Source organism: Pantoea sp. EKM10T (assembly GCF_011800685.1).
In the GTDB taxonomy this organism is placed as follows: Bacteria; Pseudomonadota; Gammaproteobacteria; order Enterobacterales; family Enterobacteriaceae; genus Pantoea; species Pantoea agglomerans.
On record NZ_JAALEU010000001.1, the window covers coordinates 327,604 to 347,244 of the forward strand.

Here is a 19,641-nt window from a genome sequence, read left to right on the forward strand (position 1 = left end):
TGATCAGGTCCGAATTTCAATCCGGGCTTTGCGTCCCAGCTGAGCCAGCGCCAGTTCCACATTTTCGACTTTCGATGAGTGCTCCACATCCAGTAGTCGATCAACCTGTGGACCATTCACACCCAGCTGGCGTGCCAGATCGACTTTACGGGTGCCGGTTTCAATCATTGCGTTGTAAAGTGCCGCTTTCATTGCCACCAGTACAGGCACAGAGACGATGTACTCTCCTTCCAGCGGTTTACTGGCAACCGGAATCGGACGACGCGTATCCATCTCGAGAGAGATTGCCGTCACCAGTCCATCTTCGGCTTCTGCAAGTGCTTCCTCAACGGTGTCACCGACGGAATGCAGTAACGGCAAATCACGACACGAGACCTCATAGGTATCGGTTTTGGCGTCATGAGTTAATCTGACGGCATAATTAAACATAGAGTTACCTCTCTGATCGGGCTCACAGGCCCAGATCTTTTAAAATTTTTCTGCGCGTAGCTTCAGGCATTTCTTTTGCTCCGTGATCCGGAAAAATGGATTGCCTGTCGCCCAGGAAGACCTTGAAATGGCTGCTTCCACTGCGGTGCTTAGTCAAAATAGCGCCCTGCTGAATGAGCCAGCGTCTGAATTCACTGTACTTCATCGCGTTCCCTCGCTGTGTATAACAGCAAGAATAACATTGGTGATAATCAATACAACATTAATGTTGTGATGGATGCTGAATTTTCAAATGTTTATCAGGTTCAGCGTGATAACCGACCCCAGGAAAGTGAGTTATTGGCTTATGGCAGATTTGAGGCAGGAAGTTACTGACCAGCAGGCATAAAAAAAGCCGCTAATCAGCGGCTCTTTTTGCAGAGATCATCAATCTCTTCGGGTTCAGGTTCCGGCACGGCGGTGCAGTTGCTGGTGTCGCGTTTCTTCAGTTCGTTCAGTGCGTCTGCCACGGTGCGTTTTGCCAGCACATCCAGCGACGCCTGCTCGGCTTCATCGGCTATCGACTTGAAGTACCAGCAGAGGTTGGCACTGACCAGACAGCGCGGCGCGACGTCTGGACGCGCGGCCCAGATTTTTTTGTCTTCGATCACGGAGACATAGATATCCCGCAGAGTAATTTCTGCAGCAGGACGGCCCAGATGAATCGAACCGGTACGGCCCAGCGTGGAGACGATAATGCCGTCACGGGTCAGCGGGACCATTAATTTTCGTATGAAACTGGGATTCGCTTCCAGCCCGTAGGCCAGAATCGCGCTGGTAGAGCGTTTTCCCATTTGCTCCGCCATCGCTACGCTCAGAACCATTTGCAAAGCTGTCGGGAAGCGGTAATCAAGCATTTCTTTATCCTGAGTTGCGGTGCATCTTATTGTTTTATTGCCGCATAAGTGAACAATCAATGAGCAATAAATATAACAAACACTGTTGCTTTTTTGAAGCAAACCGGCGGTGACAAGGCACGTATTCACCAAAGCCTGAGGCCCGATAGCACAAGGTGCTTAGCCTGCTAACGGCCCTCTTCCTGCGGAGCAAGGAGAACCGTTCCGTTATGCCGTGGTGGCCGCTGTCGCCGGCAATCGCTGCTTCAGCGCCATAACCAGTACCACGTTAAAGATTGCCAGGGCGCAAAGCAACCACAGCGTCGCCGATGCTCCCATCTTTTCAAACACATATCCACCTATCAGCGGCGTCAGTGCCTGCCCCATCAACGCCGGGCGGGCCATTTTACCCACCACAATCGCATAGGACTCTGGTTTGACCATCGCCAGCGGTAAAGTTCCGCGCACGATGGCACGTAAGCCATTTCCTGCGCCATACAACACCATGCTCAGCAACGCCATCTGCGGAAACAATGCCAGCAACAGCAAGCCCAGTGCCACCAGCCCGACGGAAAAAAAGGTGGTACGGATGGGATGACTGCGTTTAAAGGCGATATCGACGAGTCGGGATCCCACCTGACACGGGCCAAGTACGGCGCTGATCGCCAGCGCCGAGGTCAGCGTATGACCACTCGCCTGCAGCAAGGCGATAAGCTGCACGGAAATAGCCGTCATGATCACGGACGCCAGGGTAAAGATGGCACACAGTAGCCAGAACAGCGCAGGCGCAATCTCCGCCGAGCCAGGCTGCGGACTCAGTCGTTTCTCCGGCCGCTTAGCGTGACTGTCGGGTAAGGCAAACAGATAGGCAGGCAGCACGCAGACGACCATCAGTGCCGCAATTATCAGCGACGCGTTTCGCCAGCCGAATCCGTGGATTAACAACGCCGTTCCCGGCCAGACCAGCGTGGTGCAGAAGCCAGATATCAGGGTGATACCGGTGATCGCTGCACGCGCCTGACTGCCATAGCAGGTGCCGAGCGTGGCAAACAGTGCGTCATAAAGGCCCATCGCCATACCGATGCCAATAATTACCCAGGCAAACAGAAACAGCGGCAGAGAGTGGCTATAAGCCATGATCACCAGCCCCACCGCCATCACCATGCCACTCAGTGCCAGCAACAGGCGGCCACCGGTGCGGGCGATAATCCTGCCTGCCAGCGGTGACAGCAGGCCCGATACCAGAATCCCGGTCGAGATTGCGCCATAAATCCACTGCTGTGACCAGCCTGTCTCAGCCGCAATCGGATTCGCCATCACCGCCATCAGGTAGAACGACCCGCCCCATGACAGGATCTGCACCCAGCCCAGGGTAATAATGGCGGCGATGCCGGGTTTATTGTTCTGATTCACAGGCAATCTCCTGGTTAGCAGGCGAACCGTTTTTATAACATGTTCTGCGATAAGCCAAAATGCGTGATGCCCTTTTGACTGGATAGCCATGCAGGCCGCACGGTTTTGAGTACAACCCTTTCAGTATGTTGTAACTATATAGCGCTTGCATCCTTGCCAGGCTTCTGCCACATTGTGGACGTTGTAACTATGGAGGCACAACATGACGCGCTACGACTTAGTGGCTGATATGCATCAATGTGTAAATGACCTGGAACTGGCGCTGGGTGAATTGCGTCAGCAGATTGAAGCGCAGCCTCTGCTGATCGCCCGCGTCTTCAGCCTGCCGCCGGTGGTTAAAGGTCGCGAACATGAAGCGATCACCCGGATTGCCGTCGAGCAGCATCTCGGGGAGAGCGCGTTAAAAATGGCGCTTGACCACTACTGCCGCCTGTTTATGCAGCATCAGTCAGAACAGCTGAGCACCAAGGCTGCCGTGCGCTTACCTGGCGCGCTCTGTATCGAATGCGACGCGCAGCAGGAAGCGGAGATCGGCGCACTGGTCGACGTCATCAATCAGCTGAAAGCACGGCTTGAGCAGCTGATTACGGTGGACTCTGGCCTGCCGAGTGAGGCGCGTTTTGAGTTCGTCCACCAGCATTTGCGCGGGCTGATCACCCTGAATGCCTATCGCACTATCACCCTGCTGAGCGCACCGGACAGCCTGCGTTTCGGCTGGGCCAACAAGCACATTATCAAGAATCTCAAGCGCGAAGAGGTGATCGCGCAGCTGGAAAAAAGCCTGAAGTCGGGACGTGCAAAAGCGCCGTGGTCACGTGAACAGTGGGCGGAAAAAGTGCAGGAGGAGCTGGCAAGCGTGCGTGCCCTGCCCGCCTCAGCCCGGCTGAAAATCAAGCGCCCGGTAAAAGTCCAGCCGGTTGCCCGCGTCTGGCGCGCGGATGAACAAAAACAGACTCAGCTGGCCTGTCCTTCACCGATTCTGGTTATCTGTCGCGATCGCACGCAGGTTCCGGTACTGGGCGAATTGCTTAACTACGATGCCGATAATATTAACCATCGTTATAAACCTGCTGCAGAACCGCTGAATCTTTTAATCCCCAGACTGCATCTGTGGGTCGATTGTCCGATATAAATAAAAAAGGCCAGCTTTCGCTGGCCTCTGACTCACTCAAACCTTACGACTTCATGCTGCCGACCATCTCTTCCGGCCGTACCCAGGCATCAAACTCCTCTTCGGTAAGATAACCCAGCTTCAGCGCCGAGCCTTTCAGCGTCAGCCCCTCTTTGTGCGCCTTCTTGGCAATTTCTGCCGCTTTGTCATAGCCAATATGGGTATTCAGCGCCGTCACCAGCATCAGCGATTCGTTAAGCAGTTGATCGATGCGCTCACGCACCGGCTCAATACCGACAGCGCAGTGATGATTAAAGCTGTCCATGCCATCCGCCAGCAGGCGAATTGATTGCAGGAAGTTATGGATTACCATCGGACGGAACACGTTAAGCTCAAAGTTACCGGATGCGCCGCCCATGTTGATCGCCACATCGTTACCCATCACCTGACAGCAGAGCATGGTCATCGCTTCGCACTGGGTCGGGTTAACTTTACCCGGCATGATGGAGCTGCCAGGCTCATTTTCCGGGATGGCGATTTCGCCGATGCCGCAACGCGGGCCGGAAGAGAGCCAGCGCACGTCGTTCGCGATTTTCATCAGCGAGGCGGCCAGCCCTTTCAGCGCGCCATGCGCATGCACCAGCGCATCACAGGTTGCCAGCGCCTCAAACTTGTTTGGCGCAGTGACAAACGGCTGCTGCGTGAGATCGGCCAGCGCCTTCGCCACGCGCACCGCATATTCCGGATGGGTGTTCAGGCCCGTACCTACTGCCGTGCCGCCCAGCGCCAGTTCCGCCACGTGCGGAATGCTCTGCTCAATATGCTTCAGGTTATGCTCCAGCATCGCCACCCAGCCGGAAATCTCCTGGCCCAGGGTCAGCGGCGTGGCATCCTGCAGGTGAGTACGGCCAATCTTGACGATATCTTTGAAGGCGTCGGACTTCTGGCTTAAGGTCTTTTTCAGTACCTGAATCTGAGGGATCAGCTGTTCGCGCAAGGCGATAACGGCGGCAACGTGCATCGCCGTCGGGAAGACATCGTTGGAACTCTGGCTCTTGTTCACATCGTCGTTGGGATGAACCAGCCGCGCCATTCCGCGCTCGCCGCCGAGGATTTCACTGGCGCGGTTCGCCAGCACTTCATTCATGTTCATATTGGTCTGGGTGCCGGAACCGGTCTGCCAGATCGCCAGCGGGAATTCATCCGCATGCTTGTCAGCCAGCACCTCATCGGCCGCGCTGACAATCGCCTCGGCGCGGTCAGCGGGAAGCAGTCCCAGATCACGGTTAACGCTGGCCGCGGCGCGCTTGGTCAGTGCCAGTGCATGCACCAGTGCGGTCGGCATTTTTTCGGTTGAGATGCGGAAGTGCTCCAGTGAGCGCTGTGTCTGCGCGCCCCACAGTTTGTCTGCCGGTACGTCGATGGGGCCCATTGAATCTTTCTCAATGCGATTGGCTGCCATGAATACGTCTCCTTCATCTGGTTTTTAAAAGAATGACCGCCCGGTACGTCATTACGATCGACTGCCGGGCGGTCAGGATAGTAATACACAATAATTTAACATTATCAGAGCTTAGCGTCCTTTTGCGCTGGAGATGTATTTTTACCGGCAGTTTCTGCTTTAATACTGGCAATAATTTCCCGTGATAAAGGGTTATACAATGCAAAAAATGAACAATACGCTGCAAAACTACGCATGGGGCAGCAAAACTGCGTTGACTGAGCTTTACGGAATCGCTAATCCACAGGGGCTGCCGATGGCGGAACTCTGGATGGGCGCACATCCGAAAAGCCCCTCCACCGTGATTGACCAGGGCAGCGAGCGTTCGCTGCGTGACGTGATTGATGCCGCGCCTGCCGCCATGCTGGGCGAAGCGGTGGCACAGCGTTTTGGTGAACTGCCCTTCCTGTTCAAAGTGTTGTCTGCCGATCAGCCGCTGTCGATTCAGGTCCATCCCAGCAAACGCGCGGCCGAAGTGGGCTTTGCCCGTGAGAATGCGGCGGGTATTCCGCTGACGGCTGCTGAGCGTAATTATAAAGATGCCAACCACAAGCCGGAGCTGGTCTACGCGCTGACGCCCTTCCAGGCGATGAATGGCTTTCGCACCCTGACGGAGATGGTCTCACTGCTGGAGCCGGTTGCAGGCGCACATCCACAGATAGCCCATTTTCTGCAGCATCCCGATCAGGATACGCTGGCCGCGCTCTTCTCTACCCTGCTGTCACTGGAGGGTGAGGCGAAATCGCTGGCGCTGGGCATCCTGAAATCCGCGGTTGATGCACAACAGGGTGAGCCGTGGCAGACCATTCGCATGATTGCGGCAGAGTATCCTGACGACAGCGGCCTGTTTTCGCCGTTGCTGCTGAACGTAATCACGCTGCAACCGGGCGAGGCGATGTTCCTCTATGCGGAGACCCCGCACGCTTATCTGAAAGGCGTGGCGCTGGAGGTGATGGCAAACTCCGATAACGTGTTGCGGGCCGGTTTAACCCCGAAATATATCGATATTGCCGAGCTGATGGCGAACCTGAAGTTTGAAGAGAAGCCAGCCAGCACCCTGCTGACCGAACCAGAGCAACAGGGCAACGCGCTGCGCTTCCCGATTCCGGTGGAGGATTTTGCCTTTGCCATTCATACCCTGAACGCAGAGCCACAGCCGCTGGCGCAGCAGAGCGCCGCACTGCTTTTCTGCATCGAAGGCCAGACGGTGATCGCCAAAGGCGAGCAGCAGGTGACGCTGAAACCAGGTGAATCCTGCTTCATTGCCGCCAGCGAATCCCCCGTAATGGTCGCAGGCACGGGCCGACTGGCGCGGGTATTTAACGACTTAGGGTGAAGCGGCTGACGGAGTGCCTGTTAACTGCTATCATTTCAACCTATTAGCTTTTAAACGCCTGCGGGCGTTTTTCTTCAGTCGCTGGGGTAAACCTGCGGCATAAGCGGACTCAAGGATAAGGACGAATCAGCAATGAAAAAGACCAATGTTGCCGTAGGTGTCATCATCGCACTGGGCGTAGTCTGGACTGGCGCGGCATGGTTCACCGGCAAGCAGATTGAAAGCCACAGGGATGAGCTGGTGCAGAACGCCAATGCCCAGCTGAATGCTTATGCCCCTAACAGCCGACTGAAGATCAGCTATCAGGACTATCAGCGCGGCGTGTTCAGCAGCAAAGTGAATCTGGTGATTCAGGCCAACTCGCAGACGGAAGATAATCCCCTGCTGAAACCAGGCCAGAGCATCATCCTGAACGAAACCATCGATCATGGCCCTTTCCCGTTTGCTCAGCTGAAGCATTTCAATCTGATCCCGAGCATGGCGTCGGTTCATACCGAACTGGCTAACACCGATGCGGTGAAAAAGCTGTTTGAGCTGACCGGCAACAAGTCGCTGATTAATGCCGATACCCGTATCGGCTACAGCGGTGCCACCGATACGGCGCTGCGCGTTCTGCCGGTTGATTATCAGAATGCGCAAAGCGGCGAGCGTCTTGCCACCAATGGGGGCACCTTCAACGTCAGCGCGGATAACAAAGGCGACAAAGTGTCGCTGGACAGTGATGTTGATAGCCTCGCGCTGACCAGTAAAAATGAGATGGGCCAGCCGGTGCTGTTCACCATTAATGGTCTGAAGCTGAGCGGTAACACCCATCTCAGCCCGGAAGGCGTACGTATTGGCGACCAGTCAGTGGATATTGAGAAGGTCAATGCCAGCATCAATGGTCAGGACGCCCTGACGCTGCACAAAATGAAAGGCACCTCCTCTTTCGATAACAGCGCCGGTAAGATTGGCGGCAATATCGACTACAAGGTTGAAGGCATTCAGCTGCAGAAGCAGGATTTTGGTCAGGCAGCGCTGAAGATGAAACTGTCACAGTTTGATGCGCAGGCGGTAAAAGCCTTCTCCGATCGTTACAACGCGCAGATGCAGGAACTGCTTAGCCAGCCTGGCGTCGCGGAAGATCCTATCCGCTACCAGGCGGGTGTGCATCAGATTCTGATGAGCAACCTGCCGATGCTGCTGAAGGGCTCACCTGCGATCAGTATCGCCCCGCTGAGCTGGAAAAATGATAAAGGTGAAAGTACCTTTAACCTGAACGCAAATTTCAACGATCCCTCTGCGGTGACCGGCGAAGCCCAGACACTCAGCGCCATGGTTGATCGGGTACTGAAGAGTCTGGACAGCAAGCTGGTCATCAATATGCCAATGGCGACCGAAACCATGCATAAAGTGGGACTGGCTGAAGGATATCAGGCCGATGACGCACAGAAGCTGGCAGATCAGCAGGTGAAAGGACTGGCGGCGATGGGTCAGATGTTCCGCCTGACCCAGCAGCAGGATAACAATATCGTCACCAGCCTGCAGTATACCAACGGTCAGGTGAACATGAACGGCGACAAAATGACGCTGGAGCAGTTCCTCTCCCGCTATATGCTAGGTATGCCGACCAGCGAAGGGATGCCGCAGTAATTCTCTACTCTTCCTTTAAAGGCGACCTCCGGGTCGCCTTTTTTATGCCGAGCCGCGAATAACCAGCTGCGGCGGCATAATCACGTTCTGCCGGGCGGCATCGGGTTGCGCTATCCGTTGCAGGATACGCTCAGCTGCCACACGGCCAATCTCCCGGGCTGAACTGGTGACAAACGTCAGCGGCGGATCGGTCAGTTCCGCCTGCGGTTCATCGCCAAAGCCCATCAGAGCCAGCTGCTGATCGTAATAGCTATCGACTGCACCCCGCGCGAATGTTCGCCCGGTGCGCAACAGCCCAAAATAGCATCCCAGCGCGGTAGTGGCGTTATAGGCCAGCACGGCAGTCAGCCGCGGATGATGCTGAAACAGCTGTACCGCTGCTTCAGCCGCCTCTTTTTGCGTGTTACCGCATTCAATAATCCACTCCGGCCGGAACGGCAGCCCATATTGCAGCAGGGTGGCGCAGTAGCCGCCAAGACGTTCTGCCCGGGTCAGTGATGCGCTATGGCCGCCCAGCCAGGCAATACGCTGATGCCCCTGACGAATCAGGTATTCTGTGGCCAGACGCGCAGCCTGAGCATTATCGGGGCGGATAGCGTCAACCTCCTCCAGACTACTGGCGCGCGCGGCACAGACTAAGGCCATATTCACCTCTCTGGCCCGCGTCACGATCTGGCTGGCCTTATCGGCACCGCCTCCCAGCACCACGCCATCCACTCCCTGAGCGACCAGTGACTCAAAGCAGCGATGCAGATGCTGTCCCTGGACGCCGCTCTGCGTCAGGAACAGCAATTTGCCCTGCTTCTCCAGCGCCTCACTCAGACCTGCCGTCATTTCGGCATAAAATGGCTGGCTGAGATCGCGGACGATCAAGCCAATCACGCCACTCTCACCCCCGCGCAGCATGGTTGCCGAACGGTTACGCACGAAACCGAGTTGCTCAATGGCCTCGTTCACGCGCGCCATGGTGGCCGCAGAGATCCGTCCTTTGCCGGATAACACCAGCGATACCGTGGTCACCGACACGCCCGCCGCCGCCGCAACATCATTGATGGTGATTTTACTCATCAGATTACTCAACTGAATTACAGCATTAGAAAACAAGGTAAAACGTTACACCTTATAACGTCAGAATTATATCGTCCATGACCTGAAGAGTGTGATTCAGCGCGCATAAGATCCAGGTAAAACGTTTTATCATCCCGCCACTTCACTCAGTGGTCCGTTTATCCAGGAGCGTTCATGTCACCCTCTCACCAAAAAATGTCCGTCTGGGAATTTTTCCAGAGTCTGGGCAAAACCTTTATGCTGCCGGTTGCCCTGCTTTCCTTCTGCGGCATCATGCTCGGGATTGGCAGTTCGCTGAGCAGTCGTGATGTCCTGACCCTGTTACCTGTGCTGGATCACCCCTGGCTGCAATATCTGTTTCTCTGGATGGCCAAACTGGGATCGTTCGCCTTTAGCTATCTGCCGGTGATGTTCGCCATTGCAATTCCGCTGGGTATGGCGCGCGAGAACAAGGGCGTGGCAGCGTTTGCCGGCTTTGTGGGGTATGCCGTGCTAAACCTCAGCATCAACTTCTGGCTCAATATCCACGGCATTCTGCCAACCACTGATGCCGCCGTGCTGAAAGCTAACAACGTTCAGCCGATCCTGGGGATCCCGTCGATCGATACCGGCATTCTGGGCGCGGTCATTGTGGGTATTGTGGTGTTCTGGCTGCATGAGCGCTTTCATAACATCCGACTGCCCGATGCGCTGGCCTTCTTTGGCGGCACCCGGTTTGTGCCGATTATCACCACGCTGGTGATTGGTTTACTGGGACTGGTCGTCCCGCTAATCTGGCCTTTTTTCGCACGGGGCATCACCGGATTAGGCTGGATGATTAACAGCGCGGGTGATTTTGGCCCGATGATCTTTGGTACCGGCGAACGTCTGCTGCTGCCGTTTGGCCTGCAGCATATTCTGGTCGCCATCATGCGCTTTACCGATGCAGGCGGTACACTGGATGTGTGTGGCAAGAGCGTGAGCGGTGCCTTAACCATTTTCCAGGCGCAGCTCGCCTGCCCTGAAACCCACGGTTTTGCTGAAAGCGCGACCCGCTTCCTGTCACAGGGTAAAATGCCTGCCTTCCTCGGTGGTCTGCCAGGTGCCGCACTGGCCATCTATCACTGCGCCCGCCCGGAGAATCGTCATAAGATCAAAGGCCTGTTGATCTCCGGCGTGGTGGCCTGCGTGGTTGGCGGCACCACCGAACCTATCGAATTCCTGTTTCTGTTTGTCGCCCCGTTCCTCTATCTGATCCACGCCCTGCTGACCGGCGTTGGCTTCAGCATCATGGCGATACTGGGCGTCACTATCGGCAATACAGACGGCAATATCATCGACTTTGTGGTGTTTGGTGTGCTGCACGGGCTGTCGACCAAATGGTACTGGGTACCCGTTGTCGCAGCGATATGGTTTGTCGGTTACTACCTGATTTTCCGATTCGCCATTCTGCACTTCAATATCAAAACACCGGGACGCGAAGTGGAAAGTGCCAGTGCGGTTGCGCAGCAGGTCAGCAATGCCGGTAAAGGCAAATCTGGCTATAACTCACCGGCTATTCTGGCGGCACTTGGCGGCGTGGAGAATATTACCTCGCTGGATAATTGTCTGACGCGTCTGCGTCTGACCCTGGCGGATATGAGTAAAGTGGATGATGCGGCGCTGAAAGCCAACGGCGCGATAGGTGTGGTCCATCTTAATCAGACCAGCCTGCAGGTGGTTATTGGTCCACAGGTGCAGTCGGTGAAAGATGAACTGTCACACCTGATGAATGTCCCTGCCTGAAGTGCCGGAGCCGATAATGTTTAACTTTGACGAAGTCATCGATCGCCGCGGCAGCTGGTCGACCCAGTGGGATTTCGTGGCTGACCGCTTTGGCGTCCCCGATCTGCTGCCGTTTACCATTTCGGATATGGACTTCAGAACTGCGCCAGCGGTTCAGCAGGCGCTGGCACAGCGCGTAGCACACGGCGTGTTGGGTTACAGTCGCTGGCAGCATGACGATTTTCTTTCCGCCTGCTGCCACTGGATGTCCAGCCGTTTCGGCTACCAGCCCGATGCTGACACGCTGGTTTATGGACCCTCGGTGATCTATATGGTGGCGCAGATGCTGCGCCGCTGGAGCAACCCGGATGATGAAGTGGTGCTCCACACCCCCGCCTACGATGCTTTTTATAAAACGGTACGCGGCAATCAGCGACAGGTGCTGGAGATGCCGCTGCAGCGGGATAACGGTAGCTGGCGATGTGATATGGCCGCTCTGGAGACGCGGCTGGCGCGCCCGCGCTGCAAAATCCTGTTGCTCTGCAGCCCGCACAATCCCACCGGCAAAGTGTGGACAGCAGCTGAGCTGCAACAGATGGCGGCGCTCTGCGATCGTCACGGCGTGCGGGTGATCAGCGATGAAATCCATATGGATATGATTATGGGTAATCAGCCCCATACTCCGTGGGCCAGCGTGGCGCGCAGTGACTGGGCGCTGTTTACCTCGGCGTCGAAAAGCTTCAACGTGCCGGGACTGACCGGTGCGTGGGGAATCATCCCGGATGCGGCAGACAGAGCCGCCTGGTTTCAGGCGCTGAAAAATGCTGACGGCCTTTCTTCTCCGGCCGTGCTGGCCGTCACGGCACACGTTGCGGCTTACCGTCAGGGCGCACCCTGGCTGGATGCGTTACGCAGCTATCTTTATGATAATTTCACACTGGTTGCCGATCGCCTTAACGCTGAGTTTCCCGCACTGAACTGGCACATTCCCGAGGCGACCTATCTCGCCTGGCTCGATATCAATCCGCTGGGCATTCCAGAAGAGGCCCTGCAACAGGCGCTGATCCAGCAACGGGTCGCAATTATGCCCGGATCGACCTACGGTGATGCAGGCAAAGGATTTTTGCGTCTTAACGTTGGCTGTCCGCGCAGCAAAGTTGATGAGGGCGTTTCACGCCTGATTGCGGCGATCCATCAGTTGCAGGGCTGACATTAACCGGCGAGGCAACCATTGCTCGCCGGTTATGCGTAATTAAGCAGCATCCGGCGCAGCTGTTGCGCAAATAGCTGGCGCTGTTGCGCAAGATATTTTTATAATGCTCTGCACTTCACCGACAACTGAGCGAGTGCGCCATGATCGATTCTAAAATTCCTCTGACTGATATTCACCGCCACCTTGATGGCAACATCCGTGCACAAACCATTCTCGATTTAGGTCGCCAGTTTAACCTCGCCCTGCCTGCTTCCACGCTGGAGACGCTGCGTCCGCATGTGCAGGTCGGCCAGAATGAGCCTGACCTGGTGAGCTTCCTGCAGAAGCTCGACTGGGGTGTGAAAGTGCTGGGTGATCTGGATGCCTGCCGCCGGATTGCGCAGGAGAATGTCGAAGATGCCGCCCGCGCGGGCATTCACTATGCTGAACTGCGTTTTTCCCCTGGTTATATGGCGATGACCCACAACCTGCCGATTGCCGGTGTGGTTGAAGCGGTAATTGAGGGCGTGCGCGCAGGCCGTCAGCAGCACGATATCGACGTGCGTCTGATCGGTATCATGAGTCGTACCTTTGGCGAAGATGCCTGCCTCAGCGAACTGGAAGGTTTGCTTGCCCATCGTGATCACATCACCGCGGTCGATCTGGCGGGTGATGAGCTGGGCTTCCCGGGCAGCGAGTTCCTGAGCCACTTTACCCAGGCGCGCGATGCCGGTTTCCGCGTGACCGTCCATGCGGGCGAAGCGGCCGGACCCGAGAGCATCTGGCAGGCGATTCGGGAGCTGGGTGCAGAACGTATCGGTCACGGCGTGAAAGCGATTGAAGATCGCGCGCTGATGGATTTCCTGGCGGAGCACCGTATTGGTATTGAATCCTGCCTGACCTCCAATATCCAGACCAGCACCGTGCCATCACTGGCGCAGCATCCGCTGAAGACCTTCCTGGAGCATGGCATTCTGGCGACGATTAACACGGATGATCCGGCGGTTCAGGGCATTGAACTGGCGCATGAGTATCATCACGCCGCTCCGGCTGCCGGTCTGAGCGCGGCGCAGATCCGTCAGGCGCAGGAAAATGGTCTGACGATTGCGTTCCTTAGCGAAGCAGAGAAAGCGGCTCTTCGCGCCCGGGTGCAGTAATCCTGAAGCGTAGCGACAAAAAACGGGCCGGATATCCGGCCCGTTTCGCTTTTTTACTTATTGCGTTTTAAGCACCGACCGATTAAACGCGCTTTAGCGACATCGTCTGGCGTTTCTCGGCGGATTGCAGACCTAACTCGATCAGCTCCATCACATGAATCGCCTCTTCCGCTGTCACCGGATTGTTACCACGTCCGGCAATCGCATCGCGGATGCCCGCATAGTAAGCGGGATAGTTCCCTGGCTGGGTCAGTTGGGTCGTTTCGGTCAGGGAATCTCCGTCAACCAGCGTCAGAGTGCCATCACGCATGTCATAGCCCCAGTCTTCCTGGGTCGGGAAATCACCTGACTTCAGGCGATCTTCCTGCGGATCAAGACCATATTTGACGTAACTGCCGCGCGTGCCGTGGACGGTATAACGGGCAGATTCTGCCGCTACCAGCATGCTGGCGTGCAGCACGACACGACGCTGCGGATAAGTCAGCGTCGCGTGGAAGTAGTCGGTGGTCTGCGCGCCCGGACGCATCTCGGCCAGATCAACCGTGATAGCGACCGGCGGGCCAAACAGCTGCAGCGCCTGGTCCAGCAGATGCGGCCCCAGGTCATACCAGATTCCGCTGCCTGCGCCTTTCATTTCACGCCAGCGATTACGCACTTCCAGACGGAAGCGGTCAAAGTGCGATTCGAAGTAGCGCACTTCACCCAGCGTACCGGCCTCAATCAGCGATTTCAGCGTCAGGAAGTCACTGTCCCAGCGGCGGTTGTGGAACACCGACAGCAGCAGCCCTTTGGCTTTCGCCAGCGCATCCAGTTCACGTGCCTGTGACAACGTCACGGTGAACGGCTTATCGACTACCACATGTTTACCGGCGTTGAGCGCCGCTTTTGCCAGCGGGAAGTGCGTGTCGTTGGGGGTAGGAATAACGATCAGTTGCAGCGTCGGGTCGTCCAGCAGCGCCTGAGGGTCGGCCACTACCTTAACGGCGGGCCAGTCGGCGTGGACTTTGCTGGCGTCGCTACTGGAAATGGCTGCCAGCTCGACGTCCGGCGTCCCCGCAATCAGCGGGGCGTGAAACGTTTTACTGGCAAAACCGTAGCCGATCAGACCAACACGTAATTTATCGTTCATTTGGATTCCTCTCAGAGCCTGATTGACCAGACTCTTAGTTGATAACCTGATTGATTTAAGACTATTAACCAAATGACGACAAGCCGGAATTCCCCGAAAAAACTAAGAGATAGCACTTCGCGCCAGCGGCCAGGCGGTCTGAGCGGCCAGGCTGTCGTGCGCATCCTGATTACGGCGGCGGAAGTCGCTGGGACTGACGCCGACCCGCTTGCGGAACACCCGCGAGAAGTAGAGCTGATCGTCATAGCCCACTTCACGTCCTACCGAGGCGATCGGCTCCTGGGTGGTCTGCAGCAGCAGTTTCGCGCGGATTACACGCTGATCTTCACGCCAGCGCAGCAGGTTCACGCCCATCTGCTCGCGGAACAGGTGCGCCAGCCGCGACGGTGACAGACAGACGTGGCGCGCCACCTCTTCAATCTTAACCTCACTGGCGAGATGGTTGGTGACGTACTGGCAGGCTTCAATCACGCGCGGATCGCGAATTAACTGATGGCTACGAGGATCTTCTTCAACGGCGCGCAGCAGCAGCCGTTCCAGCAGGTTCATCGCCAGCTCTTCCGCAAACCGACGGCCCGAATTGTGGGTCTGTTCGATACTGGCAAACAGGCGATCAAATTCGCCACGCAGCGATTCAGGCAGCAGCAGTCGTCCCACGCCCTCCTGCTCATCCTGCCAGCGCAGCCAGTCGTGCCAGTAGGCGCGCGGACGGAAATAGACCCAGCGGTGAAACCACTGCGGGCTGTCCGGCGCGCGACCATAATAGTGAGCCGTTTTCGGCTGAAACAGCAGCATTTCGCCAGGTTCGCAGTCAAATGCCCGCTCGCCGTCAAATACCCGCCCTTTACCTTTGATAGTGAGATTCAGAATGTAACCTTTCATGCCGTGCGGGCGATCGATAAAGAAATCGAGCGGGCCATCTGCGGTAATGGGCGTCAGCCCCGCCACCAGCCAGGCATTGAATGAATAGCCCGGCAACAAGGGGTTTTGCTGCTCGGCCGGTAATTCACGGTGATACATAGCGTCCTCACTCAGTCTGTTATTGTTCGGATAGCCCGCAGAGGCTTCTGCCTCTGCGGACCAACGGCTCGCTCAATCAGGCTTTTTTCTGTTTGTAACGGTCAAAAATCACCGCAGCTAACAGTATCAGACCGCGTACCACATACTGTGAGAATGGCGAGATATTCAATAAATTCATCGCATTCTCTACCGTGCCGAGGATCAGCACCCCTGCCACCACATAGGAGATTTTACCGATGCCGCCCTTCAGCGAAACGCCACCCAGCACGCAGGCAGAAATCACCACCAGCTCATAGCCGATGGAGGTCATTGGCTGGCCGCTGGTCATACGTGACGCCAGGATGATGCCCGCCGCCGCTGAAACCAGACCGGAGAGGATAAAGATGATGATGCGGGTGCGCACCACCGGCACACCAGCCAGACGTGCGGCTTCTTCATTGCCGCCAATCGCCAGGGTGTTACGGCCAAAGGTGGTTTTGTTGAGCAGGAAGCCGAAGATCAGCATGGTGGCCAGGGTCAGCCAGATTGGCGCAGGCACGCCAAGCCAGTTAGCAAAGCCCAGTTCAAAGAAGCGCTCATCTTCGATACCGACCGCTTTACCGTCAGAGAAGATATAGGCCAGGCCGCGGACAATCTGCATGGTCGCCAGCGTGGTGATCAGCGCATTGATCTTGAGGCGGGCAATCACAAAGCCGTTGATAAAGCCGGTGATCATACCGAGTACCAGACCGGCACCCACGCCAATCCACAGGCTTTCGGTCATGTTAATCACCACGGCGGTAACTACACCCGCACAGGCGATGACGGAAGCGACCGACAGGTCAAAATCACCGGAGGCCAGACAGAACAGCATGCCGCAGGCGACCATGCCGGACATCGACATTGCCAGCCCTAAGCCTTTCATATTGATAAACGAGCCGAAGTTCGGCACAAAGATCGCACAGACAATAAACAGCAGTGCAAATACCACCAGCATGCCGAAGTTGTCCCAGATGCGACCTAACTGCAGGCCGCCGCGTGAAGCGGGCTGCGGCGTATTTGAGGTCGTGGATGAAGCCATGATGATCTCCTGTCAGGCCACGGCGGCCGCTTGAGTGGTTTTGGGCATCGCCAGGCTCAGCGTCTGCTGCTCCGTGGCGTCGTCGTGTAGCAGTTCACCGGCAATGGCACCTTCGCGCATCACCACGATGCGATCGGCCAGGCCCATCACTTCCGGTAAATCGCTGGAGGCGAACAGCACCGCAATGCCCCGGTTCGCCAGCTGATAAATCAGGTTATAGATTTCATGTTTGGCACCGACATCGATACCGCGCGTTGGCTCATCCAGCAGGATCACCTTCATATCCTCTGACAGCCAGCGTCCCAGAATCGCCTTCTGCTGGTTGCCGCCGGAAAGGTTCATGATCAGCTGATCGGCGCTGGGCGTTTTGATGTTCAGCGAGCGGATATGGCTGTCGGCATTTTTATTTTCCCAGCCGTTTTTAATCAGGCAGCCCGCAGTAAGGTTATGACGACGGGCGCTGATATTGATGTTGTCGCGCACCGAATGCACCGGAATAATGCCCTCGGCTTTGCGATCTTCCGGGCAGAGCATGATGCCCGCACGGATGGCATCGATCGGCTCCCGCAGCGGCAGCGGTTTGCCGTCCAGAATCACCTGACCGCCGCGCAGACGCGTGCCGCCGAACAGCCCTTTCAGCAGTTCACTGCGACCGGCACCGACCAGGCCAAACAGGCCGACGATTTCACCGGCATGGACTTTCAGCGAAATCGGCGTCCGCACGCCCTTCGCTTCGACCTTGTCCAGCTCCAGCCGCACCGCGCCTTTAGCACGCGGTGAATAGCCATAAATATCCCCGAGGTTTCGTCCCACCATCGCCTGCACCAGATCGTCGTGATGGGTGTTGGCCATATCGATAAACGTCCGCACGTAGCGGCCATCTTTGAAAACGGTGATGGCATCGCTGAGGGCGAAGATCTCCTCCATGCGGTGTGAAACGTAGAGCACCACCCGGCCCTCCTCACGGAGCTGACGGATGACGCGGAACAGGTTGTCGATTTCACGCGCTGAAAGTGAGCTGGTTGGCTCATCAAAGGCGATAATGCGCGCGTTACGCGCCAGCGCTTTGGCAATCTCCACCATCTGCCACTGCCCCAGCGACAGATATTTCAGCGGCATATCGGGATCGATATCCATGCCGAGATTTTTCAGTTGCAGGCCCGCCTCAAAACGCATCAGCTTACGGTTGACCAGCCCATGTTTGTGCGGGATCTGACCGAGATAGATGTTCTCTGCCACGCTCATTTCCGGCACCAGATGCAGTTCCTGGTAAATAATGGCGACGCCCGCGTCCAGCGCATCGGTGGTGCGCTGAAAGCTCATCGGCTGGCCTTTAATACGAATCTCACCGCCGCTCGGCTGATAACTGCCGCTGAGTATTTTTAACAGCGTCGATTTGCCTGCGCCGTTCTCGCCCATCAGAGCATGGACTTCACCGCCACGGCAGTCGAAGGAGATATCCTGCAACGCTTTGACGCCAGGGAAGGTTTTACTGATGCCATGAAACGACAGAAATGCTGAATCAGTGTTCATGTTTTTCCTCACTCTTTCGCGCCACCGGCCGGTTATGGCGGGCGGCGCGAAATTGGCTATTAAGGATGCCAGGCGACAAACTGCCTGGCAGGCTCAGGGTTACATCAGTCCTTTTTTCGCCAGTTCAGTTTTGAAGTTGTCACGGGTGATCAGCACCACATCGGTAACTTCGGTGAATTTCGGTGGCTCTTCACCTTTGCTGACCCAGTTGTAGAGCATCTGGCTGCTTTTGTAGCCGTGGATATCCGGGCTTGGCAGCAGCGATCCGTAGAAGCCGGTCGCTTTCTCTTTCGACAGTTCACTGATGGCATCCACGCCGTTGATGCCGATACCGATGACGTCAGCGGCTTTAAAGCCCTGACCTTCGGTCGCGCGCACGCCGCCCAGCACAGTGTTGTCGTTCATGCCGACAATCAGCCAGTGTTTGACTTCAGGATGCTGAACCAGCAGAGAGTTACCGGCGTCAAATGCGCCAGGGATGTCGTTAGATTTGGTCGGGACCTGGTAGATCTGCGCTGCCGGGAAGCCAGCGGCTTTGATGGCGTCCATGGAGCCGCCGGTACGACGACGAGCAGTGTCGAGTTCGTTAGCGGTAATCGCCATCACGCCGGTGGTTTTCACATCCCAGCCGCGTTTCTGCATCTCTTTATAGAGTTCCTGACCCTGACGCTCACCAATTTTGGTCGCAGCCATCATCACCAGCGGCACGGTATCCATTGGTTTGCCTTTGGCGGTGACGAACTGGTCATCGACCGCGATGACTTTCAGACCGTAGCCACGCGCTTTTGCCATGATGGCAGAGCCGAGTTTCGGATCGGGCGTACAGATAACAAAACCTTTCGCGCCGTTAGCCGCCAGGCTGTCGATGGCATTCAGGGTTTTTTCACCATCCGGCACGGCAATTTTAATGACATCAAAGCCAAGATCTTTGCCCGCTTTGTCGGCGAATTTCCATTCAGTCTGGAACCAGGGTTCTTCTGGTTGCTTGACTAAGAATCCCAGCTTCATGGTCTCGGCGATAGCGGATTGTGACATAACCGCTGCCAGGCCGATGGCCGCGAACGCTTTAGTGAATTTATGCATGATGCTCTCCGGTACCAGGTTATTTTTCGCTGCTAATAACGAATCGGTGTAAACGCTACCAGTTTGTTTTGTTTTGTGGGTACAGCCATAAATCAGTGCGTTAGGCTGGCATGTGCTGACAGACTGTCCAGACGCTGGGCTAGTTTTAGCGGTATTAGCGAAGAAAAATGTAGAGCGGTATCACATCTTAAAATCACGACAAAATGATCCATATATTCAGCAAATTTAACCGGACCTTAACTTTTGCAATGGATCACAAAATCACTGCCGATGACAGAAAAGTGCATATTGTCAGCCAGCGATGACTAACTGATTTCGCGCGCCGAACCCAGGATACAGGAGTTAACTAACTACAGGAG

17 protein-coding genes are annotated in these 19,641 nt (G+C 56.1%); 6 read left to right on the top strand and 11 right to left on the bottom strand.

The window, feature by feature from the left end; all coding sequences use genetic code 11:
* Window positions 1–3 precede the first annotated feature (3 nt).
* From HFD95_RS01545 to HFD95_RS01560, 4 genes are all read right to left on the bottom strand, one after another.
* Window positions 4–429, bottom strand: coding sequence for a type II toxin-antitoxin system HicB family antitoxin (locus HFD95_RS01545; protein WP_010245317.1), 426 nt, complete (start codon window positions 427–429; stop codon window positions 4–6).
* A gap of 22 nt (window positions 430–451) precedes the next feature.
* Entirely contained in the window at window positions 452–634 is a 183-nt protein-coding gene (locus tag HFD95_RS01550; RefSeq protein WP_122888909.1) for a type II toxin-antitoxin system HicA family toxin, read from the bottom strand.
* A 196-nt stretch (window positions 635–830) separates the two neighbouring features.
* Entirely contained in the window at window positions 831–1,325 is a 495-nt protein-coding gene (locus tag HFD95_RS01555) for an Rrf2 family transcriptional regulator (RefSeq protein WP_010245324.1), read from the bottom strand.
* A 207-nt stretch (window positions 1,326–1,532) separates the two neighbouring features.
* Window positions 1,533–2,717, bottom strand: coding sequence for an MFS transporter (locus tag HFD95_RS01560; protein WP_122888910.1), 1,185 nt, complete (start codon window positions 2,715–2,717; stop codon window positions 1,533–1,535).
* A gap of 202 nt (window positions 2,718–2,919) precedes the next feature.
* Here HFD95_RS01560 and tus point away from each other — a divergent pair, with 202 nt between their 5' ends.
* Entirely contained in the window at window positions 2,920–3,849 is a 930-nt protein-coding gene (gene tus, locus HFD95_RS01565) for a DNA replication terminus site-binding protein (protein ID WP_033771708.1), read from the top strand.
* Between the two features lie 43 nt (window positions 3,850–3,892).
* Here the strand turns inward: tus and fumC are convergent, their stop codons facing one another.
* Window positions 3,893–5,290, bottom strand: a complete 1,398-nt coding sequence (gene fumC, locus HFD95_RS01570; RefSeq protein ID WP_010245332.1) for a class II fumarate hydratase — start codon at window positions 5,288–5,290, stop codon at window positions 3,893–3,895.
* A 199-nt stretch (window positions 5,291–5,489) separates the two neighbouring features.
* Between fumC and manA the strand changes: the two genes are divergently transcribed.
* Complete coding sequence (manA, locus tag HFD95_RS01575) at window positions 5,490–6,665, top strand: mannose-6-phosphate isomerase (RefSeq protein WP_158149334.1); 1,176 nt, start codon at window positions 5,490–5,492, stop codon at window positions 6,663–6,665.
* A gap of 132 nt (window positions 6,666–6,797) precedes the next feature.
* Entirely contained in the window at window positions 6,798–8,297 is a 1,500-nt protein-coding gene (locus tag HFD95_RS01580) for a YdgA family protein (protein WP_010245343.1), read from the top strand.
* A gap of 42 nt (window positions 8,298–8,339) precedes the next feature.
* Here the strand turns inward: HFD95_RS01580 and malI are convergent, their stop codons facing one another.
* The gene (gene malI, locus HFD95_RS01585) at window positions 8,340–9,365 is read right to left on the bottom strand and encodes a Mal regulon transcriptional regulator MalI (RefSeq protein ID WP_167429745.1); all 1,026 of its coding nucleotides are present in this window, start codon (window positions 9,363–9,365) and stop codon (window positions 8,340–8,342) included.
* 174 nt (window positions 9,366–9,539) lie between these two features.
* On the opposite strand from malI, the gene malX reads away from it, so the two are divergent.
* The 3 genes from malX (at window position 9,540) to add (ending at window position 13,457) form a co-directional block, all read left to right on the top strand.
* Window positions 9,540–11,129, top strand: a complete 1,590-nt coding sequence (malX, locus tag HFD95_RS01590) for a maltose/glucose-specific PTS transporter subunit IIBC (protein ID WP_010670088.1) — start codon at window positions 9,540–9,542, stop codon at window positions 11,127–11,129.
* Window positions 11,130–11,145: 16 nt separating this feature from the next.
* A complete protein-coding gene (locus HFD95_RS01595) occupies window positions 11,146–12,318 on the top strand; it encodes a MalY/PatB family protein (protein ID WP_167429746.1) in 1,173 nt (390 codons plus the stop codon).
* A gap of 143 nt (window positions 12,319–12,461) precedes the next feature.
* The gene (gene add / locus HFD95_RS01600; protein WP_010245359.1) at window positions 12,462–13,457 is read left to right on the top strand and encodes an adenosine deaminase; all 996 of its coding nucleotides are present in this window, start codon (window positions 12,462–12,464) and stop codon (window positions 13,455–13,457) included.
* A gap of 82 nt (window positions 13,458–13,539) precedes the next feature.
* On the opposite strand, the gene HFD95_RS01605 is transcribed toward add, so the two are convergent.
* The 5 genes from HFD95_RS01605 to HFD95_RS01625 form a co-directional block, all read right to left on the bottom strand.
* The gene (locus HFD95_RS01605) at window positions 13,540–14,586 is read right to left on the bottom strand and encodes an oxidoreductase (protein ID WP_167429747.1); all 1,047 of its coding nucleotides are present in this window, start codon (window positions 14,584–14,586) and stop codon (window positions 13,540–13,542) included.
* A 102-nt stretch (window positions 14,587–14,688) separates the two neighbouring features.
* Window positions 14,689–15,606: an arabinose operon transcriptional regulator AraC gene (araC, locus tag HFD95_RS01610; protein ID WP_003853440.1), complete on the bottom strand. Its 918-nt coding sequence runs from the start codon at window positions 15,604–15,606 to the stop codon at window positions 14,689–14,691.
* A gap of 76 nt (window positions 15,607–15,682) precedes the next feature.
* On the bottom strand, window positions 15,683–16,666 hold the full coding sequence (gene araH / locus HFD95_RS01615) for an L-arabinose ABC transporter permease AraH (RefSeq protein WP_010245363.1): 984 nt from the start codon (window positions 16,664–16,666) through the stop codon (window positions 15,683–15,685).
* 12 nt (window positions 16,667–16,678) lie between these two features.
* Window positions 16,679–18,199, bottom strand: coding sequence for an L-arabinose ABC transporter ATP-binding protein AraG (gene araG / locus HFD95_RS01620; protein ID WP_167429748.1), 1,521 nt, complete (start codon window positions 18,197–18,199; stop codon window positions 16,679–16,681).
* Window positions 18,200–18,298: 99 nt separating this feature from the next.
* Window positions 18,299–19,282: an arabinose ABC transporter substrate-binding protein gene (locus HFD95_RS01625; RefSeq protein ID WP_010245365.1), complete on the bottom strand. Its 984-nt coding sequence runs from the start codon at window positions 19,280–19,282 to the stop codon at window positions 18,299–18,301.
* Window positions 19,283–19,641 lie beyond the last annotated feature (359 nt).